We start from the raw sequence: 26,774 nt of genomic DNA, 5'->3' as shown, positions 1-26,774 counted from the left end.
CCCGATCTGTCCCTCCTGAGCGGCCTCAGCCCGGCAGGCGCCAGACCGTGACGCGCTGGATCAGGTACTCGGCCGGCATGGGCGTCGAGGCGTCGGGATACCCACCCCACGATCCGCCGATGGCGAGGTTGACCAGGATGTACATCGGAACGGACTTCATGTCGGACGGCGTCGGAATGCGACGGACCTCCTTGCGGTCGACGTACCACACGATTTCGTCGGCGGTCCAAGCGGCGCCGTAGGTGTGCCAGTCCGCCCCGGGTCCGCCCACCGGGAAGGGCAGGGCGACCTTCTGGTTGCGCTGCTTCGGCGCCTCGCCGGTGTGGAGCGAACACCAGATCTCGTTTGGGACACCCAGTCCCTCGAAGATGTCGAGTTCGCCGTTCTCCGGCCAATTGCCCTTCGTCGGCATTAGCCAGAAGGCGGGCCAGACGCCCTTGCCCACGGGCAGCTTCGCCCTGATCTCGAAGTACCCGAACAGCTGCGAGAAGCTGAACCGCGTGGTCAGCACGCCGCCCATGAATTGCTTTCCATGCGCGAGCGGTTGCAGGTTCTCGGGTATCTTCGAACCCAGGATGGTGAGGTGTTTACCCGGATCGAGCTTAAACGGGTTCAGACCGAGCGGCGTGTCGAGGACCTTGTCGTCCTTCACGCCGGTAAAGCTCGGGTCGACGTAGATGCTGCCGGCGCTGCCGGAGCGGTACTCGAGTTTCGTCGGACCGCCCGAGCCGAGCACGGTTCGCCACCGGGTCGGGGAAGGGGGCTTCTTCGCCATCTCCGAGGCATCGAGCGTCTGCCAGCGCTCGTCGAAGGTCGGAGCCCCGAAGGTCGCCGGATCGATCTTGCCGGGCAGCGGACCGGCTTGCGCCAGGACGGTGCCGGCAAGCGTCGCGGCGACGAGACAGGCGAAGCGTTGGAACATCACAGTATCCTCGAAACGATGCCGGACCACTGACGCCGACGGGCCTCCGCCCCCATCCTTGATAGGGCGCCGCAAGGGTCCGAGCCAGTGCAGGGAGGCCTATGGCCGGCGCAGGGGTGCCACGACGACGTCACAACGCGGCGATCTCATGGCGCCAGCGGGATCGCGCATTCTCCCGTTTCTTCGGAAGGACAGCGACAGCGTCGCATCGCAAAGATCCCGGCAGGGACATCGCGGGCGCGGCTTCAGAAGCGCCCCGCGAGGGTCAGACGAAACGCGGTGGGCTCGACCGGATGGACATGCCGGTCGGCCACGCCCGCGGGGCCTTCGCCGCTCAGGCGCGAGGTGTAGAAGTAAGCGATCTGGTCCGCCCTGGCGTTGGTCAGGTTCAAGACGTCGAGGGACAGGCTGATTCCGTCGTCGAAGGCGTAGCCGATCCGTCCGTTCAGGAGAGCCGTCGCTTTCGAGCGCACCGAATTGTCCTCGATCAGCGGACGCGGCCCGAAGTAGCGAAAGCGCATCGAACCGAACCAGCCGGGACCCGCACCGAAGGTGAATCCGGCCGACGCGATGGTGGTCGGTGCCTCCGGCACCCGGTTGCCGATCGGGTCCCGGTCCGAGAAGCGGGCGTTGGTGACCGTCAGGTCGCCCTCCAGGGAGAGCCAAGGCGTCACCGCGTAGCGGTTGGTCCACTCGATGCCGAATCGGCGGGTGGGGCGGCTCGGCTCGGTGGTGCCGCTGTCGCCCTGGAACAGGTTCTCGGAGGCGAAATCGAGTTGGAACAGGGCGACGGCGGTCTCGAGCCCGGCGATGCTGCGGTTGCGCAGGCCGATCTCCGAGCCGGTCGAGGGCACGAGGAAGGGCGAGCGGCTGATGTTGAAGAGCGGGCTCGTCGGATCGACCGTGGCGGTTACGCCGCGGGCGTCGTTGGAGTGGAAGCCGCCGCCGTAATTCACGAACAGCTCGGTCTCGAACCACGGACCGAGCACGAGGCCGAGCTTCGGGTTGACGATGCCGTCCCGTGCCGTGCCGGAATTGGCCGGCGTGTCCGAGCGGACATCGGCGGTGAACCCGTCGGCCCGGACACCGACGCTGGTGCGCAGCCAATCGGTCCAGCGCACCCGGTTCTCGACGTAGAGGGCGGCGCTCGCCTCCAGCACCCGGTCGTCCAGCACCGTCGAGCGGACCTGCCGCGCGGTGGTGTTGAACAGGCCGACGCGGATCGAGTCCGTGCGGGTCTGAAGCCCTATCTCGGTCTCCATCGGCAACCCGAAGAGATCGCCCTGGACCGTGTGGCTGATCTCGCCGCCGCCCAGCACCCGGCTGTCGCGCTGGCGGAACTGGTCGCCGCTGACCGGATCGTTGAGAAAATACGTGAAGTCGTTGAACAGGTTCATCCCATAGCGGATGACGTAGGCGTTCGCCCGGGTGATGCCGGCGTCGCTCGTCCGGCTCCAGCGTCCAGAGAGCGAGAAACGGCCGGTGTCGCCGCCATCCGTGGGGTTCAGGGCGCCGAAGCGGCCGATGATCCCCTCCGCGACGGCGCGCTCCGGGATCTGGTTGGTGGCGTTCCACCGGGCCCAGTAGGCCATGCCCGTCAGGGCGAAGCCGTCCAGGGCCGTGCCCTGGCTGTAGCGGACGACGCCGTTGAGCTTGGCCAGACGGTCCGGCACGTCCCAGGGGCCGTCATAGGTCTGGGCCTCGCCCGCCACCAGAAGGGTGCCCTGCCCGAGCGGTGCCGACGCGATGGTGAGCGCCCGCTTGTAGCCGAAGCTGCCGAAGGAGGTCAGGGCGAGGTTGCGGTCGGTCTTGTCGAGATAGTCGATCCGCACCGAACCGGCCGAGGCGAAGTCGCCATCGCGCACGAAGTAGGGACCCTTGTGGAACTCCACCGCGCCGACGAGTTCCGGGATCAGGAAGTTGAGGTCGGCATAGCCCTGTCCGTGGGCGTGGGTCCGCATGTTGACCGGCATGCCGTCGATCGACAGCGCGATATCGGTGCCGTGGTCGAGATTGAACCCGCGCAGGAAGAACTGGTTGGCCTTCCCCTCCCCGGAATGCTGGGTGACGATGAGACCGGGCACGCTTTCCAGCACCTCTCCCGGTCGGGTGATCGGGCGGCTGTTGATCTGCGCACCCGATATCACCCCCGCGCTCGCCGCATCGACGGGCCTGAGACCGCCGCCGATGCCGGTGACGCCGCCGACGAAGCCCGCCTGCGCGACCGGTCCGGTTCCGGGCGGCGCCGATGCCTCCGCCGTGACCGAGAGTTCAGCCAGGTTCGCCTCGGCCGCCTGGCCAAAGACCGGCCGGATCTGCGCGCCGTAAGGCACCAGGCCGGCGCAGGAGACCAGAAGGAGCGTTCGGTAGGGGGGCCGTGACGGAGCGGGCGACATGAAACCTCGGGCGACGTCTGTGGCACGTCACCGCGACGAGGTCGGTCCGTTCGCCGCGTGCGAACGCCCCGACACCCACCAGGACACCCCGCCCGATGCGTTTCGCGTGTGACCACGATGGACGGCAGGTCTCCTGGCTCGCGGGTCACCGCCCTCTCATCGTCTTCCCAGGTGCCGGGGCACCCAGTGACGTGTTGATGATGGGCTCGCCGCTTACAGTTGCGGGGGCAGCCGCGGCGTTGGGCTCTCGCCCGCACCGCGTTCCCTTTTGATCCTCGATCCGAGGAACCGTCCGAGGCCAGAAGACCAGAGGAAGCCCGACAGCGTCAATCGAACGCGCGGGAAATCGGCGTCCTGTGCTCCCTGTGCGACAGCCCGGGCCGAGCCCAGCGCCGGGGGGTCGGGGACAGGCCGGGTGAAGGCTGGATGGGCGGCCGCCCCTCCGATCAGAGCGGGCGATCCCGATCCTGGTCCGGGCTCCAGCTTCGCAGCGGCGAGGGTCCGATCTGGCGTTCGGCGCGGGGCGCCGGCTCGTCCTCGAGCCAGGTGCGGGGGCCATTGGCATTGCCCCGGACGACGTCACCGGCGACGATCGCGTGTCCGGAGGCGACCGCCACGATCAATTGGGTGGCGTAGGCCCTCGGACCGCTGCCCTTGAGGGACATGCCGGGTCCGCCCGGACGGAGCTTGCTGCCGAGCGCGCCCCAGAGGGGCGGTGTCTTGATCCGGCGCAAACCAAAGCCCTGGTCGATCAAGCCAGCGGCCGCCTCGATCTGGCCGTTGAGGAGAAGCAGGCCCGGCCGCGTCAGGCGGAAGGCATAGCTGCCTTCGTCGTCCTCCTCGACGAGGTTCACCAGCTTCAACGACAGGGCCTGACAGGCCGTGTCGACGTTGTCGCGGGTGAACTCGGCGTCGACGGCCAGCGGCCTCAGGGCTTGGCCCGAAATCCGGCAGGAAACCCGTTGGAGGAAGAAGCGACGTCTGGAAATCTGGCTCAGGCCCCATCCAAGCGCGATCGCGCGACGTGGGGCGATCATCCGCCGGACAGCATGGCGCCCGGAGGTTTCGGTCTGGTTGAGACGGTCCGCGAGTTTCGGTGGCGGAATGCACGCCGTGGTTGACGATCCAGTGCCCGGCCCGATCCCGCGGGGACCCCGGTCTCGGTCACCGAGGCGGCGCGGGCGCTCGCCCCCGCGATCGGCCGATCGATGCCGGCCCTCTTGCTGTTCGCCCGTCACCGCCCTCTGTGAGCGGTCATCACCGCCGGGAGACATCGGACATGACGAAGCTGTTCATCGCCAACATCAGGACCGCCGAGGGACCGAAACCGCTGGTGACCGTGCGGGCCGCCGCCGAGGGCGAAGCCAGGCTGTTTCTCGAAGCCGCCTATCCGGACGACGAGATCCTCGACGTGGCGGAGCCGAGCGGCTGGGCCAGCGACGCCGACACCGGCAGCGCGGCGGGCGACATCCGCGAGCATGCCGGCGTGCAGTGGCAGGCGCCCTCCAGCCATTCCGGCTGAGATTCAGCGCCGCCGGTTGAACTCGGCGCTTGCCAGCGCCAATCGTGCCGTGACCATTGCCGACCATGCCGATCCGTCGCGAGCATCGCTTCTTCTATCCGATCGACTGGCCCGAGCTGTCGGCCGTCATCCGGTTCACTCGCGCGCGGGGTCGGTGCGAGTCCTGCGGACGGCCGCATGGCCGGCGGGTCTTCCATCTCGGCGATGGGCGCTGGTGGGACGACGATGCCAGCGCATGGCGCGATGGGGCAGGGCGGTTCGTCTGCCTCGCGGTCGGGATCGATGACGTGCTGGGAACCGTGCGGACGACGCGCGTGGTCCTGGCGACGGCCCACCGCGACCACGATACGGCGAACAACGCCGCGAAGAACCTCGCGGCCTTCTGCCAGCGCTGCCACATCAACCACGACCGACCGGAGCATCAACGCCGGCGCTGGCGCACCCTGTTCCGGCGCAAGGCGTTGGGCGACCTGTTTCGCGGCCCGTATCCCAGCCCCTGAAACGCGCGGAACGGCTGGTTTCGAACAGGACATCAGACAGCGCGACAGGACGTCAAGACGAGGATTCCGGTGCGGAACGGTTTGTCCCCTGATCGAGGACCGGATCGGCCGCCGCGATACCTTGTGCTCCACCGACAATGCCGCTCGATTTGATTCCATGACCAAATCTGCTCAGCCTCGTCCGAGCGCAAGACTTATCAGTCTTTTTATTAATCTCGGTTCGCATCCAACCGAATAGACTCCGATCCGGAGGATTTTTTCAGCAAAAATACAGAAGCGCCCGTCTCGGCGATGCTTTACACAGAGCCTGACCTTGCCCTGGAGTGAGCCCGTGACAACAAGCCTGTCGAAATCCGCCAGCGTGGCCGCCCTCGCCGTCCTGCTGATGGGCGCCGTCGCGATCGCCGAACCCGTCACCGTCGTCCCCGGACAACCGCCGGTCACGGTGGACCTCCCGGCCGGCTGGACATCCTCGGCGATCAAGCGTGGCATCCAGGCCAAGACGTCCGACGCGGAGGTCTTCGTCTGGTTCGAGAGCTTCAGGCCGGCCGAGCTGAAGGAGCTCCTCGCGGAACACGAGAGCGACTTCAAACGCCGGGGCGTGACGGTCACCGGCGAAGCGAATATCGAGGAGAAGGACTTTCCGACCTATTTCCTCAAGATCACGGACGTTCCCGCGACCTACGAAGGCAAACCAACCCTTCTGCGCTACGTCGCGGTCTCGCCGAAGGACCCGAACAAGCGCCAACTCCTGGTCAGCGTTTGGGCCTTGCCCCAGGGCGGGACCCGCTATGCCACAGACCTGAACGCGATCTTCGACAGCTTCCGGATGTCCGTCGAAGCGCTGTGATCCCGCCGGCGCGTCTCAGGCGGCCCGGTTCGCGCGCTATCCCGCCGGATCGGTGAGGACCAGCTTGCCCTCGAAGGGGGCCTTCTGGTTGCGGTTGCTGGTGCAGGCATAGGTTTCCTGCCCGGCCTTGAGCGTGCGGATGCGCAGAACGCCCTTGCCGTTCTGCTTGACGAGATAGCCCTTCTCACTCGCCACATGGACGAGATCGCCATCGGCGTGCAGCACGTTCGCGTTCTCGAACTGCCCCGGGGCCGTGATCGTCACGGGCTCGGCCGCCTGACTGACGATGTGGAGTTCGACGTTGGTGTTGGCCGGAAGCTTCAGCTCGGCCGGCGCGCAGACGGGCTTGCCCCCCTCCATCCGGATGGTGAGTTCGACGGGCGGCATCACATCGGAGGAGGCGGGCGGCAACGGCTTGCTCTGCGCGAAGACCCCCGTGGCGAATGACGTGACCGCGAGCGCGCTCAATCCGAGCAAACCATAGCGCATGTGACTGACCCCGACCGTTCCGTGTTGGATATCGAGGAAAGGGCCGCGGGAGTCCGCGAGTTCCGGTTTGCGGCGGCACGCCGCAAGGCCCCCTGGCAGGTCGGCAAGGCCCCCTGGCAGGTCGGCAAGGCCCCCTGACAGGTGGCGAGGTCTCGCGGCGTGGCTCGCCCGATGGCCTCAGGCGCGCACGAAGGCCAGCAGATCCGGGTTGATGATCTCGGGATGCGTCGTGCACATGCCGTGCGGCAAGCCCTCATAGGTCTTGAGCGTGCCTTGCTGCAGGAGGGGGTGCGAGAGCATCGCCGAATCGGCGATCGGCACGATCTGATCGTCGGTCCCGTGCATCACCAGGACCGGCACCGCGATCGCCTTCAGATCCTCGGTGAAATCCGTCTCGGAAAACGCCTTGATGCAATCGTACTGGGCCTTGGCACCGCCGATCATGCCCTGGCGCCACCAATTGTCGATCACGCCGGGCGAGACCTTCGCGCCGTCCCGGTTGAAGCCGTAGAACGGGCCTTCCGGCACGTCGCGGTAGAACTGCGCCCGGTTGGCCGCAAGCGCGGCGCGAAAGCCGTCGAAGACGGCGAGGGGCAAGCCGCCGGGATTGGATTCGGACTTCACCATCACGGGCGGCACCGCGCCGATGAGCACCGCCTTGGCCACGCGACCGGGCTCCGAGCGGGCGACGTAGCGCGCCACCTCGCCGCCGCCGGTCGAGTGACCGATATGGACGGCGTTCTTCAGGTCCAGGGCCGCGGCGAGTTCGATGACGTCGGCGGCGTAGGTGTCCATCTCGTTGCCGGTCGCCGTCTGCGAGGAGCGGCCATGGCCGCGGCGGTCATGCGCGATCACCCGATAACCCTGGTTAACGAAGAACAGCATCTGGTTGTCCCAGTCGTCGGCGCTGAGCGGCCAGCCATGATGGAAGGCGATGACCTGCGCGTCCTTGGGACCCCAGTCCTTGTAGGCGATCCGCGTGCCGTCCCGTGTCGTCAGGAAATCCATGGTCTCGGTCCTTCCTCGAGGGTGAACTCTGTGGTGGGGTGAAGTCTGTCCCGCGGCCCCGACGAAGCCCGGTTTGACGGGTGCCGGATCGGGGCCGGCCGGCCGGCGCGAGGCGGAGGCGTATCCGGCTGAACGCTGAGGGCACAGACCCGGGCCTTCGCGATCAACCGCTTCGTCCGTGGACCGGCGACAGGGTTCGGAATTGCGACTTTGAAATGGAGAATTCGATCTGCCCGATCATGCAGTCTTCGCGTGTATCGCCGATGATGTCTGACGGTATCATCGCAGATCGTCTTGCCGGCAGCGTCGATGTCGTCGGCGAAAGCGACCCGGCCCAAGCGATACAAGCTGCGGGCGACGGGCGAAACCATACGAAGGTAGAGGGTTCCTCTCCCCACGACGTGTCGGCTACGCCGACGCGATGCGTCGGCCGCGCAGGCGACCCTCACGTACCGGCGCCTCCGATGATCGACGTCCCCGGTGCGTCAGGGCAGCGGCTCACCCCGTCGCTTCGGCGCCCCGCGCTTCGCCGCCCCGGGCTTCGGCCGCCTGCACGAGGGTGCTCAGCAGCCGGTTCACCGGTGTGGGCACGCCGGTCTCTGCTCCCTTCCGGACGATCAGACCGTTGAGATGCGCGATCTCGCTCGGCCGGCCCCGGGCCAGATCCTGCGCGGTGGAGGAATGCTGGTCCGGCATGGCGGCCGCGAGTGCGAGGACGCGGTCGAGGATGTCGCCCGGCACCGCGACGCCGGAAGCTTCGGCGACGGCAACGCATTCGGCCACCACGTCGGCCATGACGGTGGCGATGCCCGGGACCGCGAGCAGGCGTCCGTACGGGAGCTGCGTGATCGCCGACAGGGCGTTGTAGGCGCAATTGACGACGAGCTTCCCCCACAGGGCGTCGACGGCCCGGGCGGAGACCTGCGTGGGGATGCCCGCGGCGGCGAACGCGGCGGCGATCTCCGGGCTCGTCGCGGAGGCGCCGATCACCAGGTCTCCGCGCCCATGGTGCTTCACGTGGCCCGGCCCCACCATCTCGGTGGCGACGTAGACCGCCACCGGCACCACCAGGCGATGGAGAACCGCCTGCAGGCGCTCCGGATTGTCGACCCCGTTCTGGAAGCTCAGCACCGTCGCATCGGGCCGCAGGTGCGGGGCGATGGCCCGTCCGGTCGCCTCGGTATCCCCGGACTTCACGCAGACCAGCACCCATTCGGCCCCGGCGACGGCGTCGACCGCCGTCGTGGCCCGAACCGGGACCACGATCCGCTCGTCGCCGATCTCCAGCCAGAGCCCACGCGCCTCGACCGCGTCCACGAGCGGGCGCCGCCCGACCAGGACGACTTCGAGCCCCGACCGCGCCAGCAGGCCGCCGTAATAGCATCCGACCGAGCCCGCCCCCACGATAGCGACCTTCTTGCTGGCAACCTTCTTGATGGCGACCGTCATGCCCTGGGCAACCTCGTGGCGAACCGGTGCCGGCGCGACGCCGGCCGGAGCGCCAATCTGGACCCGCCGGGCGGCCGGGACCAGACGCAGGCGCGGGACAGCAGGCCCGCGCGGCGGAGCGGAGCGGGCGCGATGCAGTCGGAAATCCGATCGCAGCCATCAGAACTATGCGTTTCTCAAATGATCGCGTTCGAGCGAGGGTCCTCCCGCGGAGCCGACCCGACAGGTATCGGCAGCTTTCCGCATCGCCGATCAGGAGCATCCCCATGAAGGCCGTCGGGTTTCACACCTCCCTGCCCATCACCGAGCCCGAGGCTCTGATCGATCTCGACCTGCCGGAGCCGGATCTGCGCCCGCGCGATCTTCGCGTCCGCATCCAGGCGATCTCGGTCAATCCCGTCGACGTGAAGGTCCGGGGCCGCGTCACGCCCGAACCGGGCCGGCCCCACATCCTCGGTTACGATGCGGTCGGCATCGTCGCGGCGACCGGCCCGGAGGTCCGCCTGTTCCAACCGGGCGACGCCGTGTTCTATGCCGGCGCCCTCGACCGGCCGGGCACCAACGCGGAATTCCACGCCGTCGACGAACGCCTCGTCGGTCTCGCCCCGAAGACCCTGACCCCGCAACAGGCCGCCGCCCTGCCGCTCACCGCGCTCACCGCCTGGGAGCTGCTGTTCGATCGCCTGCGCGTGCCCTACGGCGTCATGGCGGGCACCGACGCGCTCCTCATCGTCAACGGCGCCGGCGGCGTCGGCTCGATCCTGACCCAGATCGCCCGGTGCCTGACGGGGCTCACCATCATCGCGACGGCCTCGCGTCCCGAGACCGAGGCGTGGTGCCGCGCCATGGGCGCCCACCACGTCATCGATCACCGCCAGCCCCTCGACCAGGAACTCGCCCGGATCGGCATTCCGCAGGTTCGCTATGCCGCCAGCCTGGCGGGCAGCGACCAGCATCGGGACGCCCTCGTCGCCGCCCTGGCGCCGCAGGGTGCGCTGGCGCTGATCGACGATCCGGAGACGTTCGACATCGTGCCGTTCAAGCGCAAGAGCCTGTCGGTGCACTGGGAACTGATGTTCACCCGCAGCCTCTTCGGCACGCCGGACATGGACCAGCAGCACCGTATCCTGACCGAAGTGTCGCGCCTCGTGGATGCCGGGCTCCTGCGCAGCACGTTTCGCGAGGAGATGGGCCCGATCAACGCCGCGAATCTGCGCCGGGCCCACGCCGCGCAGGAGAGCGGACGCAGCATCGGCAAGACCGTGCTGACCGGCTTCTGAGCACGCGCGGCAGGGGCGGCAGAGGCCGCTGGGGGGGAAGGGCCGCCAGGGGGCAAGGGCCCCGCAACGGCGGCGCCATCTCCGCGTCAGGCCACCAGGGCGAGGCCGTCGCTGCCCGCGAGGCTCTCGGTCAGGAAGGTGATCAGCGGCCGGATCAGGGCGCCGGCCCGGTCCTCGCCGATCACCGTGACCTCCGTCATCGGCAGGGCGGGCCAGAGGTCGGGCGCGCGCAGGATCTGCAAACCCTCCTGCAGGAAGGAGCGGCCGAGCAGCGTCACCCCGAGGCCGCCGGCCACAGCAGCCTGCACACCCATCAGGCTGCTTGCCGTACAGGCCGCGACCCATTCGCAACGGACCGAGTCGAGCGCCGCGATCATCATGTCGCGATAGCTGCAGGGGGCCGGCAGCATCACCAGACGGGCGGGTCTGCTGAAATCCGGCTGGTAGTCGGCGGCCGCCAGCCAGACCAGCGGCTCCCGCCAGATCACCCGGCCGCGCGGGCTCGCGCCGCTGCGCTTGGCGATGACCGCATCGAGCCGATCGGCGTCGTAGGCCTCGAGCAGGGTGCAGCTCAGGCCGGTCATCAGGTCGATATGCACGCCCGGATAGAGCCGTCCGAACCGGGCCAGGAGCTTCGGCAACTGGCCCGGGATGAAATCCTCCGCCACCCCGAGACGCAGCGTCCCGCTGGCCGGGGGTTCGTGCCAGGCGCGGATCACCGCATCGTTGAATTCCAGCATCTGCCGGGCCGCCACCAGCAGGCGCTCGCCGTCCGGGGTCAGGCCGAGGGTCCGGCTGGTGCGCTCGAAGACGCGCTGCCCCAGGATCTCCTCCAGGCGCAGGACCTTCTGGCTCACCGCCGATTGTGAACGGTGGACCACGTCCGCCGCGGCCGTGAAGCTGCCGGTCTCGGCCACGGCCACGAAGGCGCGCAGGAGATCGATCTCAAGATCCGGGCGGCGCATGGCTCAATCGCGATTCTGCTGGATGCCGATCCATCTATGCAGATGTCGCATCGCTCGCAACGCGGACCCGGTCATCTCCGGGTGCGCCCGACGAGATCGGGCTCGTATCCCCGTGGCGGGACGCGTCGCTGCCGGAGCGCGTCCCGCCTTTGCCCTGAGTCCGGACCGCGCCGAGCCGATCAGTCGATGATCTCGACCACCCGGCGGGTGCGCGGCTCCACCAGCACCGGGTGATCGTTGACGATGGTGTAGTTGTAGCCCGAGATCGCGAATTCCGCCGGGACGTCGTAATAGACGATGCCGTCCTCCGGCAGCACCGAGCCGACCCGAAGGTTGCCCGCATAGGCATAGGAGGGCCGGCGCTCGGCCGTGGTGTAGATCCGGAAGCGCTCGCGCCGGTCGATGCCCAGGATGCCGTTGGCCGTGCCGACCGCTGCCCCGATGGCGCCGCCGACCACGGCCCCGAGCGGCCCGGCCGCCATCCCGCCGCGCGCCGCCCCTTCCTCCGCCCCCTGGACGAGGCCCTGCGCCTGCGCGGTGGCGAGGCCCGCCAGAACCAGGGCGGATGCGGCCGTGAAACGCGCGAGGGTCATGGGGAGGGTCATGGGATCAACTCCAGGCAGGCCCGAACCGGGCCGGTCAACGAGGGGGGATGAACGGTTTGGGATACGGTCTCACCACGGCGCGGCGGAGACCGGTAACCCTTGGCGGCAGCCAGGATGCGGAGCCTGGCTGACGCGGGGCTTGGCTGATGCGAGGCTTGGCTGATGCGGGGCTCGGCTGATGCGGAAGACCCCGACGACATCCCGGGACGCATAGCGGAGCGGACCGAAGGGCATCATTCGGGCGTGCCGGTGACGGCCCGCATGGGGGCGCCGGCCAGATCCACCGTCGAGCCGACCGTATCGGTGACGCCGTGCCCGACATTGGACAGGTGCTGCCCGTAGGTTTCCCGCGTCTGCGGATCGAGGATCGCCACCGGCGCCGCCACCGCCAGCGCCGCTCCGGTGGCGACCGTCGAGGCCGCTCCGGCCGCCGTCTGGACCAGCTTGTCGCCCAGCCCGACATGGCTGTCGGAGATCGGCTGTCCATCGGCCAGTCGCTTGCCCAGGAGCGCCACCACCTCGCTCGATGCGAACTTGCCGTGGTTCAGCGAATCCCCCGACTGCACCCCGGTCAGGTTCAGGATGCCGATGTTCTCCCGCTCCAGTTCCGAGCGGTAGGGCTCCTGGTTCGGGTCGATGGCGCCGAGGCGGACCGAATCGCCCCAGACCAGGCGCGACACGGCCAGGGCCCGGTCGTCGCCGGACACCATCAGGGTGAGGCGGGGCCGGTCCTTGCCCATGTCGTGGAACGCCGCGCGGGCGAGGTCCATGTCGACGTCGGGGGCGGCCAGCATCACGTTGCGGATCTTGGCGGCGACGCGGCCGTCGCGGATGGCCATCTGGCGCAGGCTTTCCAGCGCGAGCCAGTTGCCCATGGAATGGGCAAGGACGGTGATTTCGCCGACCTTCGGGTCCTTGGCGAGATCGCGCAGGAGGGTCTCCAGGCCGTTGCGGGAGAAGTTGGTGCTCTCGCGGTCGTAGCCGTAGGCGAGGACGCTGCCGCGGGACGGCCAGGTGAACAGCACCGGCACCACCTCGGCCCCGGAATCGTGCACGATCTGGGCGAAGCGGAAGACCGCATCCTCGAACCGGTTGTTGAAGCCGTGCACGAAGACCAGCACCTGGCGCTTGCGCGATTGCTTCAGGGCACGCCCGGTCCAGGCCGGCACGTCCTTGCGCGCCAGGGGATCGGCCCGCAGGGCGACGAAGTCGGTGGCGGGATTGCCCGGCAGGGCCTTCGGCCATTGCACGGTCCCGGCCGCGCGGGTCGCATCGGGCGGAATCGAGACGGCGAGATCGGTGTAGCTCACCGCCGCGCCGCGCTCGCCGGAGAACAATTCCCCGGGCGCGCCCGCACTCTTGCGGTTCGTCACCACCAGCATCTCGACCTGCGAGGTTCCGGGTGCCGTCACCCCGGCGGCCACCGGCAGGAGCACGCCGGTCGGGCGCCCGGCACAGGCGGGCAGGGCGAGAAGCAGCACCAGGACCGGCATCAGCCGTCGCGCCCGGACTCTACGGTCCGCTGTCGTCCCGATGGTCATGCTCGCCACGCGTGTCTCCCTGTGACCGGACCGAGACGGCCCGTCGGTTAACCAGAGGTTAAGCCCGGGCTGGAGCCCTGGACCGGTATTGCGGCGGGGACGCGGTCGCCGCACCGCCAAACGGCGCTTCCACCTTCCGAATTGCCTCGCGACCTGCCAGGAAACGGGCGATCACACGATGACGTGAAGGCGCCGCCCCGCCTGCTGGGCCGCCGTGGTTGCGAAATCGCGACGCGTCGGGTGAGCTTGGCGCTGATGATGCATCGGCGCCTGCCCTGACCCCGACCCCACCGGACCTGATGATCGCCTCACCGTTGCCCGCTTCACCGTCCGTCGCAGCGCCGACCCTCCCTTTCGCGGCGACGGCGGCCCGCATCCGCGCGCCGCGTCCGGCCGGCGGCGAACGGGGGCGGACGTGAGCGAACTCGACGGCTGGGCCGAGCGTCGCCGCATCGCCGAGCAGGGACGCGGCGAACGCCCCTGGTCGCTTTGGGGGCCGTATCTCAGCGAGCGTCAGTGGGGCACGGTGCGGGAGGATTACAGCCGCGACGGCAATGCCTGGCGCTCGCTGCCGCATGACGAGGCGCGCTCGCGGGCCTATCGCTGGGGCGAGGATGGCCTGGCGGGGATCTGCGACGAGCGCGGGCAGATGTGCCTGGCGCTCGCCCTCTGGAACGGGCGCGACCACATCCTCAAGGAGCGACTGTTCGGCCTCGCCAACGAGGAGGGCAACCACGGCGAGGACGTGAAGGAGGTCTATCACTACCTCGACGCGACCCCGAGCCACGCCTACCTCAAGTTCCTCTACCGCTACCCGCAGGGCGCCTACCCCTACGACGATCTGGTGCAGGAGGGGCTGCAGCGCGGCCGCGACCAGCCGGAATACGAGATCGAGGACACCGGGCTGTTCGCCGATAACCGCTTCTTCGACGTCACCGTGGAATACGCCAAGGAGGACGTGGAGGACATCCACGTGGTGATCACGGCGGTGAACCGGGGACCGGAGACCACCGACCTGCACATCATCCCGCAGCTGTGGTTCCGCAACACCTGGTCGTGGTGCGAGGAGGCCAGCCATCGCCGGCCCGCCCTGACCCTGCGCCCGGACGGCGCGATCGCCTGCGACCACCCACGCCTCGGGCTCTACCGGCTCAGCTTCGACGGCTATCCCGATCCGCTGTTCTGCGAGAACGACACCAACCTGCGCCTGCACGGCTGGGAGCCCGACGCCCCCGGCCCGTTCAAGGACGGGCTGCACGCGGCGATCGTCGACGGCGACGACGGCGCCGTCGGGCGGGAATCCGGCACCAAGCTCGGCCTGCATTACTTCCGCCAGCTCGAACCCGGCGAGACCACGCGGGTCACGCTCCGGCTGTCCGCGGGCACCCGCGCCCGTCCCGTCGACCGCGAGGGCACCATCGTGCATCGCCGGGTCGCCGAGGCCGATGCCTTCTACGAGTCGCTCCAGGACGGCCTCGTGGATGCCGATTCCCGCACCATCTACCGTCAGGCCGCCGCCGGCCTGATCTGGTCGAAGCAGCTCTATTCCTACGACGTCCGGCTTTGGCTCAAGGGCGACCCGCTCCAGCCGGTGCCGCCGAAGGAGCGGGACAGCGGCCGCAACGTGCATTGGCGCCACTTCGCCGGGGCGGACGTGCTGTCGATGCCGGACAAGTGGGAATATCCCTGGTTCGCCGCCTGGGACCTCGCCTTCCACTGCCTGCCGCTCGCCCTGCTCGACCCCGACTTCGCCAAGAAGCAGCTCCTGCTCCTCACCCGCGAATGGTACATGCACCCGAACGGCCAGCTGCCGGCCTACGAATGGGAGTTCGGCGACGCCAACCCGCCGGTCCATGCCTGGGCCACCTACCGGGTGTTCGAAATCGATCGGGACCGGCGCGGCGGACGCGGCGACATCGCCTTCCTGGAGGGCGTGTTCCACAAGCTTCTCATCAACTTCACCTGGTGGGTGAACCGCAAGGACGCGGACGGCCGCAACGTGTTCCAGGGCGGCTTCCTCGGCCTCGACAATGTCGGGGTGTTCGACCGTTCGCGCCCACCGCCCGGCTTCGGCCGCATCCACCAGGCCGACGGCACCGCCTGGATGGCGATGTACGCCCTCAACATGATGCGGATCGCCCTCGAGCTGGCCCTGCACAACGACGTCTACGAGAGCACCGCGTCGAAGTTCTTCGAGCACTTCCTGCTCATCGCCGAGGCGATGACCGACATGGGCGGCGAGGGCTTCGGACTGTGGGACGAGGAGGACGAGTTCTACTACGACGAGGTCGATATCCCCGGCGGCGGCATGCTGCCCCTGCGGGTGCGCTCGGTGGTCGGTCTGGTGCCGCTCTTCGCCGTCGAGGTGATCGAGCCCTCGGTGCTCCAGCGCCTGCCGGACTTCGCCCGGCGCCTCAACTGGCTCCTGGAGCACCGCCCGCACCTCGCCTGCCTGGTGTCGCGCTGGGACGAGGGCGGCGTGCAGGACCGCAAGCTGCTGTCGCTGCTGCGCGGCCATCGCATGAAGGCGCTGCTGCGCCGGATGCTCGACGAGGCGGAGTTCCTCTCGGCCCACGGCGTGCGCTCGCTGTCGAAGGCGCACCGGGACCAGCCCTATGCGCTCAACGAGTTCGGCGCCTCCTTCACGGTGCGCTACGACCCGGCCGATTCCACCTCGAACATGTTCGGCGGCAACTCGAACTGGCGCGGCCCCGTGTGGATGCCGATGAACTACCTGATCGTGGAGGCCCTACGCCGCTTCCACACCTATTACGGCGACGACTTCCTGGTGGAATACCCGACCAGCTCCGGCGCCCACCTCACCCTCAGCGCCATCGCGGACGCCCTGGAGGATCGGCTGATCGCCCTGTTCACCAAGGATTCCGAGGGCCGGCGCCCGATCTTCGGCGACCGGCCCCCGATCGCGCCGGCGCCCGGCACCGAAGAGGCGCTGCTGTTCCACGAGTTCTTCGACGGCGACACCGGCCGCGGCCTCGGCGCCTCGCACCAGACCGGCTGGACGGCCCTGATCCTCAACCTGCTGCACACCCGCGCCCGGCGGGCGCCCGCGTAGCGCCGGGCCGGACCACCGCGCGCCAGCACCGTCTTCCGCTCGGGGAAGATGCCGCTGAATCTGCGACGGTTCACCCGGAAACTCGGAAACTCAACCGGTAGAATTAGGGAACCCGTAAATTCTACCGGTCATTGTGGAATCAAGAAGGCGAATTTAAGCGTCGCGAGCAGGGCCGCAAGAGGCATCGACCCCCTCCACGGTTCACGTCAATTCCAACGTGCGACAGCTCGAACTCACTCTGAATCCGGCGTCCGCCGACACGCTCCACCCGATCGCACCCGCCCCGGCATCCGGTTCGCTCGATCAGTCCGCAGAAGGGCCGTTATGCACGTTGTTCTGGTCGATTCGAGCCGGCTAATGCGCAAGGCGATCGCCCGGATGCTGGTGCATGGGGGCCATACAGTCGTCGAGTTCGCGGATTCGGCGGCGGCGCTCGCCTATGTCGCCGGAAATCCGGCCGCGACCTGCGTCCTCACCAGCCTGGAGGTTCACCCCCTGGATGGACTGGAACTCTGCTGGTCCCTGCGCGCCCTCGCGGATGACCGCCGCCCGCTCACGATCCTGGCGATGTCGTCGGCACGCGACACCCGACCCATCGACGAAATCCTGGACAGCGGGGCAGACGACTTTCTGGCCAAGCCGCCGAGTTCGCGGGAGCTGTACGGACGGCTGCGCGCGGCCGAGCGGGTCCTGAAGCTGCAGCATGCCCTGATCAAACAGGCCGACACGGATCACCTGACGCAGCTCTTCAATCGCGGCGCGCTGCTGCGTCTGGCCCGCGCGGAACTCCACGCCGCCTCCGCCGATCAGCCCCTCTCGGTGCTGCAGATCGACATCGACCATTTCAAGAGCATCAACGATCGCCATGGCCATGACGTCGGCGACCTGGTGATCCGCAGCGTCGCCCAGATCCTGCGCGAAACCGGAAGCCTCGCGGGCCGGATCGGGGGCGAGGAATACGCTTTGGTCATGCCGGGGCACAGTCTCGGCGGCGCCTCGGTGGTGGCGCAGCGCATCCGCCGGCAATGCTCCGCACGCCGGATGCTCGACCGGACCAATTCGCTGCGATTCACGGTGAGCATCGGCGTGAGCAGCTGGGTCGAGGGCGACGAGGTCGGAACCCTGCTCAAACGGGCGGATCTCGCGCTCTACGCCGCCAAGGCCGCGGGACGGGATCGCGTCGCCCTCACCAGCGCCAAGCTGACGACCGAGTTCGTCTGACCGCGCCTCCCGCCGCGGCCTCGGACACGCGATCCCGGACCATCCGCGTTCCGCTTCGGCCGTCGCTGATCGCGGCATCGGAGGGAGGTGCCGATGCCGGGTCGGTGGCGGGCCGCGCCTCTGATCGTCACGGCAAAGCGATGAATCAGTCGAGCCGGCGATAGCGGCGGGTGCCATGGCGTTGATGCGGCGCCCAATCCGTCGCTTCGCGCGAGTCCGCGGGAAGAACCCGCTTGGGGACCAGCTTCGCGAACTTCACGATCCGCACGCCGACGAGATTTCCCACGCGCCACGCGAGCGCCACCGCGCACACATAATCCATTCCAACAACTTTGAGCATGAATTCGTACGGGAGCTGGATGTTCTCGGAGACACTGAGCTTGGCTCCGGTCGCCGAAACATCTTTCACGCTGCAGGGAATTTCAGTTCCCTCATGCGTCCTGATCAGACCGATCCATTCCGTTTTGCTCCTGCTTGCCCGATCTTCGTGCAACGCAGCATCTTGATCTTGAGTCAAAGAACTGTTCCCAGGCTCTTATCGTCAATATACCACCCGACCATCGGTATTCAATCATGCCTTGTCTGTATCGGAAACGAAACTGAATTTCGGCTCCGCCTCTTGGTGCCGCATCAACAACCCCGACAGACCAGAGTGGAAGACCGCCGGGCGCGATCGGCACAGGCATCGGGAACCCGGCCAGGTGTCGACGATGGCCTCCGGGGTCTAGGCCGCACCGATCGGAGCGCCGGCGGCAACGTCTCCCTGCGGCAGCCACGCGCTCGTCAGGGCGGCACCGATACCGGACTCGGCCCATCTCGACGTCGGCCCATGTCGACGTCGGCCCATGTCGAAGTCGGCCCATGTCGAAGTCGGCCCATGTCGAAGTCCGACGCACGGCCCTAGATGAAGCTCCGCACTCGTCCCGCCGGAGACCCTGCCGATGCCTCCTTCCCGACGCGCCGTCCTGGCCGGCGCCGGCCTGCTGCCCCTGTCGCTGTCCCGCTTCGGCACGCCCGCCGTCGCGGCGGAGCCGGCCGCCCTGCTGCGACGCCCGATCCCGTCCACGGGCGAGACTCTTCCGGTGATCGGCATCGGCACCTCGCGCCGCTACGAGGTCGAGCCTACCGCCGAGGCGATCGCCCCCTTGCGGGAGGCGGTGCAGCGGTTCGTGGCCCTGGGCGGCAGCGTCATCGATACGGCGCCGAGCTACGGCACAGCCGAAGACGTGCTCGGCCTGATCCTCGCTCCCGATGGCATCCCCGGGCAGGGCAGCCTGCGCGAAAAGGTCTTCCTGTGCAGCAAGGTCGGAACGCCGGGCCGCGAAGCCGGCGCCGCCGAGATCGCCCGCTCGTTCAAGCGCCTGAACACCGGGATGATCGACCTCATCGCGGTCCACAATCTCATCGATCCGTCGGCGAATCTCGCCACCCTGCGGGAGCTGAAGGCGCAGAAGAAGATCCGCTACGTCGGCGTCACGGTCTGGCGCGACAGCCAGTTCGGGGACCTCGAAGCCCTGATGAAGCGCGAGACGCTGGACGTCATTCAGGTCAATTACGCCCTCGACGACCGCCGCGCCGCCGAGCGCATCCTGCCGCTCGCCGCCGAACGCGGCATGGCCGTGATGGTCAACGTGCCGTTCGGGCGCGACCGCCTGTTCAAGGCCGTGCAGGGGCGGGCGCTTCCCGCCTGGACCGCCGAGTTCGATTGCGCGACCTGGCCGCAATTCTTCCTGAAATACGTCCTCGGGCACGCGGCGGTGACCTGCCCGATCCCCGGGATGGCCAAGGCCGCCTATGTCGAGGACAACCTCGGGGCCGCGCGCGGCCGCCTGCCCGATGCCGCCCAACGCACCCGAATGGAGGCCTTCGTCGATGCACTCTAGGTTCATTTCCCGCCGCACGATCCTGGCGCTCGCCGCCCTCGCGCTCGGATCGGCGGCGCCTGCCCAGGCCCAGACGGCGGCACAGCCGACCCGGATCGGCATCATCGGCGCCGGCAATATCGGCGGCACCCTCGGGGGGCTGTGGGCGAAGGCCGGGCATGAGGTGATGCTGTCCTCCCGCCATCCCGAGACGCTGACGTCCCTGGTCAAGGAACTCGGACCGAAAGCCCGCGCCGGCACGCCCGCCGAGGCGATCGCCTTCGGCGACGTCATCCTGGTCGCGGTGCCCTACAAGGCCTACCCGCAGCTCGCGCAGGATTACGCGGGCGCCTGGACGGGCAAGGTCGTGATCGATGCCGGCAACGCGACCCAGGCCCGCGACGGCGAGGTCTACGGCGAGGTACAGGCGAACGGCATCGCGGCGGTCTCGGCCAAGTATCTCGCCGGCGCCCGGGTCGTCCGGGCCTTCAATGCGGCCAACTACAAGGTCTTCGCCAAGAACGCCCGCCGCGACGGCGGCCGCATGGCCATCCCGATCGCCGGCGACGACGCCGAGGCGCTGAAGAGCGTGGCGCAACTCGTGACCGATGCGGGCTTCGATCCCGTACCGGTCGGGCCGCTGGCGAAGGCGGACAGCTTCGCCATGGGGTCGCCGGGCTTCGGCCTGGACCTGACCGCGCCGGAACTGGCAACCCGTCTGGGCGTGTCGCGGTGACGGCCGGGGCCGGCGCCGACCCGCGCGCATCGACCTGGCTCGGGCGCCTGGTCGATGTGCGACCGGGAGAGGCGCCGGCCCTCGCCTGGTCGTGGGCCTACATCTTCTCGATCCTGGCCGCCTACTACGTCCTGCGCCCGATCCGCGACCAGATGGGCGTCGCCGGCGGGATCGAGAACCTGCCGTGGCTGTTCACCGGCACGCTCGTGGGCATGCTGGCGCTCAACGTTCCGTTCGCCTGGCTGGTCAAGACGCTGCCGCGCGCGCGCTTCGTGCCGCTGACCTACCGGTTCTTCGCCGCCAACATCCTGCTGTTCGCCGGCGGGCTCTATCTCGCCGGCCCCGAGGGCGACGTCTGGATCGGCCGGGCCTTCTTCATCTGGCTCTCGATCTTCAACCTGTTCGTGGTCTCGGTGTTCTGGGCCACCATCGTCGACGTGTTCTCCACCGAGCAGGGCAAGCGCCTGTTCGGCTTCATCGCCGCCGGCGCGACCCTCGGCGCCATCGCGGGCTCGGCCACCACCGCCATCCTGGCCCGCGACGCCCCGACCTGGGCGCTCCTGCTCGGCGCGGCGCTCCTCCTCGAAGTGGCCGTGTTCAGCATGCGCGGGCTCGCGCGCCTGTCCGACCGCTTGCACCGGGCCCCAGGCGCCGGCGCGGCGATCGGCGCAGAGGCGCACCCCGCGGAAGCGATCGGCGGCAGCGTCTTCGCGGGCATCACCCGCACCGTCCGCTCGCCCTATCTGCTGAACATCGGCCTGTTCCTGCTGCTGTTCTCCGTGACCTCGACCTTCCTGTATTTCGAGCAGGCCGGCATCGCCAAGCGCAGCTTCCCCGATCGCGGCGCCCAGACCGCCTTCTTCGCCAGCGTCGACCTCCTGGTGAATCTGCTGACGCTCGGGGTGCAGTTTTTCCTCACGGGGCGGATCGTACGCCGGATCGGCGTCGGCCCCGCCCTCGCGCTGCTGCCCGCCGCCAGCATCCTCGGCTTCGCCGCGCTCGCGGTCTCGCCGACCATCACCGCCATCGTGGTGTTTCAGGTGCTGCGGCGGGCCGGGAACTTCGCCATCGCGCGCCCGATCCGCGAGGTGCTGTTCACCGTCGTGCCGCGCGAGGATCGCTACAAGGCCAAGAACTTCATCGACACCGTGGTGTATCGCACCGGCGACCAGCTCGGCGCCTGGTCCTTCGCCGGCATCGGCGCCCTGGGGCTCGGCTCGACGGCGGTCGCGGTGACCGCCATTCCCCTGTCGGCGCTCTGGCTCCTGAACAGCCTCTGGCTCGGCCGCCGGCAGTCGGAACGCCAGCGGGCGGCGCTGACGGACGAGCGGACCGTACCCGAAGTCACGAAGTCTTAAGCATCCGGGGCGGACTCTCCTGTCGAGGCCGCCGCGCGCGCCATCGCTCCGGTGCGATGCCGGCCGTTCCGGGGCGTGGCGATCAGGCCCGCTCAGGCGGCGATCCGCATGGCAGAGCGCCCTGCACCCGACAGATTCACCGCTTCGCGCTGGAACAATCCAGCAATATTCGTGCGGAACAACCTTCACGGTAGCCTCGGAGTTGTGGACATCTCCTATCCGAATCGTGCATATCTGCCCTGTTGGTCGACCGAATTGGCGGCTGGCGCTTGATAAATGCCTTCAGATGGGCGATTTGCCGTCTGGGGGCGCAGGAAAAGAAAAGTTCGCATGTCCGAAAATACCGAAATTCAAACAACTGACTTCGTCGACCTCGCGGCCGACATCGTGGCGGCCTATGTTTCGAACAACCCGGTTCGCCCGAGCGATCTGCCGGATCTGATCCGCAACGTGCATGCGTCCCTGAGCGGCCTCGCCGGCGGTGTCGCTCCGGTTTCCGAGGAAGCCGAGATCGAGAAGCCGAGCGCCGCCCAGATCCGCAAGTCGGTGACGCCGGACGGCATCGTCAGCTTCCTCGACGGCAAGAGCTACAAGACCCTGAAGCGTCACCTCAGCAGCCACGGTCTCGACCCGCACAGCTACCGCCAGCGCTACGGCCTGCCGGCCGATTACCCGATGGTCGCACCGTCCTACGCCGCCATGCGCTCGGAACTGGCCAAGTCGATCGGCCTCGGCCAGGTTGCCAACCGCAACGAGGACGAGGACGTGCAGCCGAAGGCCAAGGGCGGCAAGAAGGCCGCCTGAAGCGCGTCTCTGCGCGCCGAGACGTCCGAAGCCCCGCTGCCGTCACCGGCGCGGGGTTTCCTCGTTTTCAGGGGTCGGGCAGGGGCGTTGCGCCGAACAGCCAGCGCTCGTCGAGATCGGTCGCGTTCCGCGTGGCCATCGCCTGGGTCTCGTCGCCCTCGGCGAAGATCACCACGTCGTCCGGGCCGACATCGCGGGTCGCGTAGAAATCCCAGCGCCGGTGGATGACGCGGGGGCCGCCGAACACCCGGTAGGCGTTCTGGTAGCGATCGTCGCGGAAGCCGACGTAGTGGACGCAGCGCGGCGGACGAGCCCCGCCGCTCACGATCGCGGATCCGGCCATGCAGGGTGCCGGGGCGACACGGGCTCGCGCCGGTCCGATCCCGCGCAGGCCGGCTTGGGAAGTTCGGTCGTCGGACAGCGCTCGCGAGACATCGGACCCATCGCCTGAACATAGGGCGGCACGCAGATGCGTGTTGCGACAGCGGTCACGAAGACGTCAGCGATGGAGGGGGCGGTCGATCGGCCCGTAGGCCTGAGTAGAGTGGCGCGCCCTACGGGAATCGAACCCGTGTTTTCGCCGTGAAAGGGCCGGGTGGGTTCGTCCGATAACGTCCAGGAACGTCCAGCTATCTATCTGCCACAGCTAACTTTTTTGGCGATCACACGCTTGGCACGTCCAGCATCGTGCGGTACGTACTAGGTACGTCGGCAGGACACAAACTGGACACGCGACCATGCCCCGCAGCGCCCGCGCGCCCAAACTCGAAACTCGTACCAACCGGTTAAAGCTACCGGTGGCCGGCAAGCCTGTATTCGTGCGTGTTATCCCCGGCGTCTCGCTCGGCTACCGCCGCACCGCGACCGCCGGCTCTTGGGTTGTCCGTGTCGCCGAACGGGACAGCGGCACCTGGACGAAGCGGATCGCGATGGCAGACGATCTCTCCGAGAGCGATGGCGAGACCATCCTCACATTCTGGGAGGCGCAGGAACGGGCGAAGGCGGCGGCGCAGGGCGATGAGGCCGGCACCAAGCGCGGGATCCCGCTTACGGTACAGCGCGCTGCCGAAGCATACTGGACAAGTCTGGAGGCACGCAGCAGCCGCACGGCCTACGATGCTCGGTTGCGGCTGAAGCGCATCTTCCTGCCGCGCTTCGGCGAGAGCCGTATCGAGGATCTGACCCGCCGCCAATTGGAGGCGTGGCGCGACGGCCTCGTGCGCACGGATGGTGACGCCGAGCGGCGTCGGCGCAGTCAGGATACGGCGAACCGTGTACTTAGCATCGTTAAGGCGTGTCTCAATCACGCGGTCGGTGATCCAGCGAACCGGCTCACTGACGACAGCGCGTGGCGACTCGTCCGGCCTTTTCAGGGCGTGGCGCGCGCGCGCGAGGTACACTTCACCGTGCCCGAGATGTTGCGCCTGCTCGAAGCTGCAAGCAGCCCCGCCTTTCGCGACCTCCTCACGGCCGGCTTCCTAACCGGTGCACGCTACGGGGAACTCTGTGCTTGCGAGGTGCGCCACTTTGACCTCGCCCGCGAGACGCTGAACGTGCCGCGTGGAAAGACCGGCCCCCGCACGGTGATTCTTCAGCCAGAGGCGGTAGCGTTTTTCGCACGCGTCGCGGGAACGCGGGCTAAGGGTGAGCCGCTGCTTAAACGCCCGGACGGCGAAGGCTGGAAGCAGAGCGACCAGCAGCGACCGATGAAGGAGGCCGTCGCCAAGGCCGGTCTTGATCTGGAGGGCACGTTCTACGCGCTGCGTCACTCCTACATCTCACGGGCCATCGAGGCGGAGATGCCGCTAACGGTTCTGGCTGAGAACTGCGGCACGAGCGTGCGGATGATCGAGAAGACCTACGCCAAGGTGTTGGCTGACAAGCGGCGCGAGTTCATCGTCCGAAGTGCGCCTCGGCTTTTTGCTGCCTGACCCCCTCTCCGCCACTTCAATTATTCAAGTCAATGATTTGATGTCGCTTTTCGCTTGGTGGCGTGAGCGCACCCCTCAAAATACCCCACATTTTGAGTAGGCTTGTACCGGCTCAACCTGGACGTAGCTGGACGGGTGCTCGCTGAGAGCCGAGCCCAACGGTAGGGCCGATGCGAAGGCTGGATGACTGAGGTAGCACCGTAGCGATCTTGGTGCGCATTCCTCTCCAGCGAATGCACGTGGCATTGTAAGCGCCTGTTAACGCTGCACGCCCATTTTCGAGAGCTTGATTAATCGGCCGTTCCGATCACCACGGTCCGCCGCATGCGATGAAAGATAACGGATCCATGACTAGCATGCTGGAACTGCTACGCTGGAAGATCCGGGTGCTTTTTGCGTGGACGCCAACACGCACTGTGGCGGTGCCTCTGATCCTGGGAGTTTATGCCCTCGCAGGCTGGGGAGCCTACGCGAGTAAAGCTTCGGCAAACCGCGATCTCACGAGTCAGGTCAGCCTCCTGCAAGCGGATAGGGATGGATTTGTAGAGCGGCAAAAGCAGTTGGAACAGGCGAACATCGAACTGCTGCATGAGTGGCAAGGCAAGCTCGCCTCCGCTCAACAGGAGCTCAGCCATGCTACTGCTGCTCGGGACACTGCTAAGGGGCAGCTTGCCAGCTCGCAGCGCGAGCTCATCGCTTCTAAGAAGCGATTCGATCAGGCCCGGGATCGTGTGACTGAAACAGGAAGCATCAAGCCTGTTGAGCCGTCGAAGAAGGCTGCGGGTAAGCCGTAGGCTCCGGCAGCTCGCAGCCTTTAGGGGGGCGTGGATCGTGGTCCAAGCGGCGAGCGATGAGATGAATCGTTGCTAGATCCACTCATCAGCGCGCCTCCACCGTTGGAAGTTAGGCCGTAGGCGTCAAGTCGTCGGCCGACCACGTCTCGCGGACGTTGCCGACATCGATTTCATAGGCTTCGCCGAGATTCCAAACGCCGACCACAGCTCCAACGCGACCGTCAGGAAGTCGAACGAGATCCAGCGTTTTAAACGGAGAGAGGGTCATAGCATGGCTCCTTTCCCCATCAACTGGCGTGCGAACGTCTTAGATCCAAGCTGGGCTCGATTACGGCAGCTAGAGCTGCACCCGATCAAGTTGGGTCAAAGGCATCGTAGCCTGCGGCCATCAGGTAGTTACGGCATTCGTCCGGTGTAAAGCGGCCGAAGGCTTGCTNCTAGAGCTGCACCCGATCAAGTTGGGTCAAAGGCATCGTAGCCTGCGGCCATCAGGTAGTTACGGCATTCGTCCGGTGTRAAGCGGCCGAAGGCTTGCTTGATGGTGTCGGAGAGGTCTGCGAGCGTGCGAGCAGCGTGGGCACGCAGAAGGGCTTTGAGCTTGGCGAAGGCGAGTTCGATGGGGTTGAAGTCGGGGGAGTAGGCCGGCAGGTAGAGCAGGCGGRCACCGGCTGCCTCGATGCGCTCGCGGATGCCGCTGACCTTGTGGGCGGGTAGGTTGTCGAGCACGACCGTGTCACCGTGCTTCAAGGTCGGGATCAGGGTCTCCTCGACATAACTGCGGAAGCGAGCGCCGGTCATCGGTCCGTCGAAGAGCGCGGTCGCCGTCAGGCCGCTGGCCCGTAGCCCCGCCGTGACCGTGATGGTCTTCCAGTGTCCGAACGGCACGGCCACCCGGCAGCGTTCGCCCCGTGGAGCCCGCCCGTAGCGACGCGCCATCTTCGTGTTGGTCGCGGTCTCGTCGAGGAACACGAGGCTGTCCGGATCGAGGTCGGGCTGGCCCTCGAACCAGGCCAGGCGGGCCGCCTTCACGTCCTCCCGATCCTGCTCGGCGGCGTGACCGGTGTTTTTTTACGCGTGATGCCGTGGCGCTTGAAGAAACGGGACAGGCTGCTGACGCCGACCCGCAGGCCGTGTTCGGCCAGTCGGGCGCGTAGCTCGCGCAGGAACAGTTCGGGCTTCGCCTCGTAGGTCTGCCGGATCAGGTCGGCCTGGGCCTCGATGGCGTGCGAGCGCTGATCGCCGCCCATCGGCTTTGCCCGTGTGCGCCCTTCCCGCACGAAGGTCTCGTGCCAGCGCACGGCGCTGGCGGGGCTGACCTTGAACCGTTTAGCGGCTTCCCGGCGTGAGGCGCCTGCCTCGATCGCCACCACGACGCGTTCACGCAGATCGGCTGACAGGGCTGAGGGCATCCAGCTCTCCTCCTTGGAAAGCCGCGCATCGAATCACATCTGCGCCGCCCTCGAAACCC

At 67.8% G+C, this 26,774-nt stretch carries 25 protein-coding genes and 1 riboswitch; of the genes, 12 read left to right on the top strand and 13 right to left on the bottom strand.

Features of this window, described 5'->3' with window-relative positions; translation table 11 throughout:
• Positions 1-25: 25 nt before the first annotated feature.
• From ASF60_RS14125 to ASF60_RS14115, 3 genes are all read right to left on the bottom strand, one after another.
• Positions 26-922, bottom strand: coding sequence for a glycoside hydrolase family 16 protein (locus ASF60_RS14125; protein WP_056185918.1), 897 nt, complete (start codon positions 920-922; stop codon positions 26-28).
• Positions 923-1,167: 245 nt separating this feature from the next.
• Complete coding sequence (locus tag ASF60_RS14120; RefSeq protein ID WP_082503639.1) at positions 1,168-3,318, bottom strand: TonB-dependent receptor; 2,151 nt, start codon at positions 3,316-3,318, stop codon at positions 1,168-1,170.
• Between the two features lie 106 nt (positions 3,319-3,424).
• Positions 3,425-3,626, bottom strand: a riboswitch (cobalamin riboswitch).
• A gap of 138 nt (positions 3,627-3,764) precedes the next feature.
• Positions 3,765-4,355 carry a hypothetical protein gene (locus tag ASF60_RS14115; protein WP_056185915.1) on the bottom strand — a complete coding sequence of 197 codons (591 nt, stop codon included), beginning with the start codon at positions 4,353-4,355 and terminating at the stop codon, positions 3,765-3,767.
• A 242-nt stretch (positions 4,356-4,597) separates the two neighbouring features.
• Between ASF60_RS14115 and ASF60_RS14110 the strand changes: the two genes are divergently transcribed.
• The 3 genes from ASF60_RS14110 (at position 4,598) to ASF60_RS14100 (ending at position 6,190) form a co-directional block, all read left to right on the top strand.
• The gene (locus ASF60_RS14110) at positions 4,598-4,840 is read left to right on the top strand and encodes a hypothetical protein (RefSeq protein WP_056185912.1); all 243 of its coding nucleotides are present in this window, start codon (positions 4,598-4,600) and stop codon (positions 4,838-4,840) included.
• Between the two features lie 65 nt (positions 4,841-4,905).
• Positions 4,906-5,340 (top strand): hypothetical protein, encoded by a 435-nt coding sequence (locus ASF60_RS14105; protein WP_056186580.1) that lies wholly within the window; start codon positions 4,906-4,908, stop codon positions 5,338-5,340.
• 331 nt (positions 5,341-5,671) lie between these two features.
• A complete protein-coding gene (locus ASF60_RS14100; protein ID WP_244478436.1) occupies positions 5,672-6,190 on the top strand; it encodes a hypothetical protein in 519 nt (172 codons plus the stop codon).
• 36 nt (positions 6,191-6,226) lie between these two features.
• On the opposite strand, the gene ASF60_RS14095 is transcribed toward ASF60_RS14100, so the two are convergent.
• The 3 genes from ASF60_RS14095 to ASF60_RS14085 form a co-directional block, all read right to left on the bottom strand.
• Complete coding sequence (locus ASF60_RS14095) at positions 6,227-6,679, bottom strand: hypothetical protein (RefSeq protein WP_056185909.1); 453 nt, start codon at positions 6,677-6,679, stop codon at positions 6,227-6,229.
• Positions 6,680-6,856: 177 nt separating this feature from the next.
• A complete protein-coding gene (locus tag ASF60_RS14090) occupies positions 6,857-7,687 on the bottom strand; it encodes an alpha/beta fold hydrolase (RefSeq protein WP_056185906.1) in 831 nt (276 codons plus the stop codon).
• A 498-nt stretch (positions 7,688-8,185) separates the two neighbouring features.
• Positions 8,186-9,136: a ketopantoate reductase family protein gene (locus ASF60_RS14085; RefSeq protein WP_056185904.1), complete on the bottom strand. Its 951-nt coding sequence runs from the start codon at positions 9,134-9,136 to the stop codon at positions 8,186-8,188.
• A gap of 266 nt (positions 9,137-9,402) precedes the next feature.
• On the opposite strand from ASF60_RS14085, the gene ASF60_RS14080 reads away from it, so the two are divergent.
• Entirely contained in the window at positions 9,403-10,416 is a 1,014-nt protein-coding gene (locus tag ASF60_RS14080; RefSeq protein ID WP_056185901.1) for a zinc-binding alcohol dehydrogenase family protein, read from the top strand.
• 86 nt (positions 10,417-10,502) lie between these two features.
• Here the strand turns inward: ASF60_RS14080 and ASF60_RS14075 are convergent, their stop codons facing one another.
• From ASF60_RS14075 to ASF60_RS14065, 3 genes are all read right to left on the bottom strand, one after another.
• Positions 10,503-11,381, bottom strand: coding sequence for a LysR substrate-binding domain-containing protein (locus ASF60_RS14075; RefSeq protein WP_056185900.1), 879 nt, complete (start codon positions 11,379-11,381; stop codon positions 10,503-10,505).
• A gap of 179 nt (positions 11,382-11,560) precedes the next feature.
• Positions 11,561-11,974, bottom strand: coding sequence for a DUF1236 domain-containing protein (locus ASF60_RS14070; RefSeq protein ID WP_056186573.1), 414 nt, complete (start codon positions 11,972-11,974; stop codon positions 11,561-11,563).
• 245 nt (positions 11,975-12,219) lie between these two features.
• Positions 12,220-13,527: an alpha/beta hydrolase gene (locus ASF60_RS14065; protein ID WP_082507974.1), complete on the bottom strand. Its 1,308-nt coding sequence runs from the start codon at positions 13,525-13,527 to the stop codon at positions 12,220-12,222.
• Between the two features lie 415 nt (positions 13,528-13,942).
• Here ASF60_RS14065 and ASF60_RS14060 point away from each other — a divergent pair, with 415 nt between their 5' ends.
• Both ASF60_RS14060 and ASF60_RS14055 read left to right on the top strand, forming a co-directional pair.
• A complete protein-coding gene (locus ASF60_RS14060) occupies positions 13,943-16,600 on the top strand; it encodes an MGH1-like glycoside hydrolase domain-containing protein (RefSeq protein ID WP_056185893.1) in 2,658 nt (885 codons plus the stop codon).
• A 324-nt stretch (positions 16,601-16,924) separates the two neighbouring features.
• The gene (locus ASF60_RS14055; RefSeq protein WP_056185891.1) at positions 16,925-17,821 is read left to right on the top strand and encodes a GGDEF domain-containing protein; all 897 of its coding nucleotides are present in this window, start codon (positions 16,925-16,927) and stop codon (positions 17,819-17,821) included.
• A gap of 145 nt (positions 17,822-17,966) precedes the next feature.
• On the opposite strand, the gene ASF60_RS24525 is transcribed toward ASF60_RS14055, so the two are convergent.
• Positions 17,967-18,338 carry a PilZ domain-containing protein gene (locus ASF60_RS24525; protein WP_156634110.1) on the bottom strand — a complete coding sequence of 124 codons (372 nt, stop codon included), beginning with the start codon at positions 18,336-18,338 and terminating at the stop codon, positions 17,967-17,969.
• 424 nt (positions 18,339-18,762) lie between these two features.
• Between ASF60_RS24525 and ASF60_RS14050 the strand changes: the two genes are divergently transcribed.
• The 4 genes from ASF60_RS14050 (at position 18,763) to ASF60_RS14035 (ending at position 22,581) form a co-directional block, all read left to right on the top strand.
• A complete protein-coding gene (locus tag ASF60_RS14050; RefSeq protein WP_056185887.1) occupies positions 18,763-19,704 on the top strand; it encodes an aldo/keto reductase in 942 nt (313 codons plus the stop codon).
• Positions 19,694-20,419: an NADPH-dependent F420 reductase gene (locus ASF60_RS14045; protein WP_056185884.1), complete on the top strand. Its 726-nt coding sequence runs from the start codon at positions 19,694-19,696 to the stop codon at positions 20,417-20,419. Before ASF60_RS14050 ends, ASF60_RS14045 begins: the two co-directional genes overlap by 11 nt.
• Positions 20,416-21,777: an NTP/NDP exchange transporter gene (locus ASF60_RS14040; RefSeq protein WP_056185881.1), complete on the top strand. Its 1,362-nt coding sequence runs from the start codon at positions 20,416-20,418 to the stop codon at positions 21,775-21,777. Before ASF60_RS14045 ends, ASF60_RS14040 begins: the two co-directional genes overlap by 4 nt.
• A gap of 330 nt (positions 21,778-22,107) precedes the next feature.
• The gene (locus ASF60_RS14035; RefSeq protein WP_056185878.1) at positions 22,108-22,581 is read left to right on the top strand and encodes a MucR family transcriptional regulator; all 474 of its coding nucleotides are present in this window, start codon (positions 22,108-22,110) and stop codon (positions 22,579-22,581) included.
• 67 nt (positions 22,582-22,648) lie between these two features.
• Here the strand turns inward: ASF60_RS14035 and ASF60_RS14030 are convergent, their stop codons facing one another.
• Entirely contained in the window at positions 22,649-22,906 is a 258-nt protein-coding gene (locus ASF60_RS14030; RefSeq protein WP_244476780.1) for a hypothetical protein, read from the bottom strand.
• 412 nt (positions 22,907-23,318) lie between these two features.
• Here ASF60_RS14030 and ASF60_RS14025 point away from each other — a divergent pair, with 412 nt between their 5' ends.
• Complete coding sequence (locus tag ASF60_RS14025; RefSeq protein WP_082507962.1) at positions 23,319-24,512, top strand: tyrosine-type recombinase/integrase; 1,194 nt, start codon at positions 23,319-23,321, stop codon at positions 24,510-24,512.
• Between the two features lie 356 nt (positions 24,513-24,868).
• On the top strand, positions 24,869-25,306 hold the full coding sequence (locus tag ASF60_RS14020; protein ID WP_162241322.1) for a hypothetical protein: 438 nt from the start codon (positions 24,869-24,871) through the stop codon (positions 25,304-25,306).
• A gap of 109 nt (positions 25,307-25,415) precedes the next feature.
• Here ASF60_RS14020 and ASF60_RS24520 read toward each other — a convergent pair whose 3' ends face one another.
• Positions 25,416-25,574: a hypothetical protein gene (locus tag ASF60_RS24520; RefSeq protein ID WP_156634108.1), complete on the bottom strand. Its 159-nt coding sequence runs from the start codon at positions 25,572-25,574 to the stop codon at positions 25,416-25,418.
• Positions 25,575-25,759: 185 nt separating this feature from the next.
• Positions 25,760-26,715 (bottom strand): IS630 family transposase gene (locus ASF60_RS23765; protein WP_156634106.1). Its coding sequence is split into 2 segments (ribosomal slippage): positions 25,760-26,376 and positions 26,376-26,715, totalling 957 coding nucleotides; the frame shifts between segments, so codons are not numbered across the junction.
• Between the last annotated feature and the right edge of the window lie 59 nt (positions 26,716-26,774).

This window comes from Methylobacterium sp. Leaf113 (genome assembly GCF_001423325.1).
Classification (GTDB): Bacteria; Pseudomonadota; Alphaproteobacteria; order Rhizobiales; family Beijerinckiaceae; genus Methylobacterium.
Note: the sequence above shows the minus strand (reverse complement) of the source record. Positions and strands in the feature narration are given on the sequence as shown.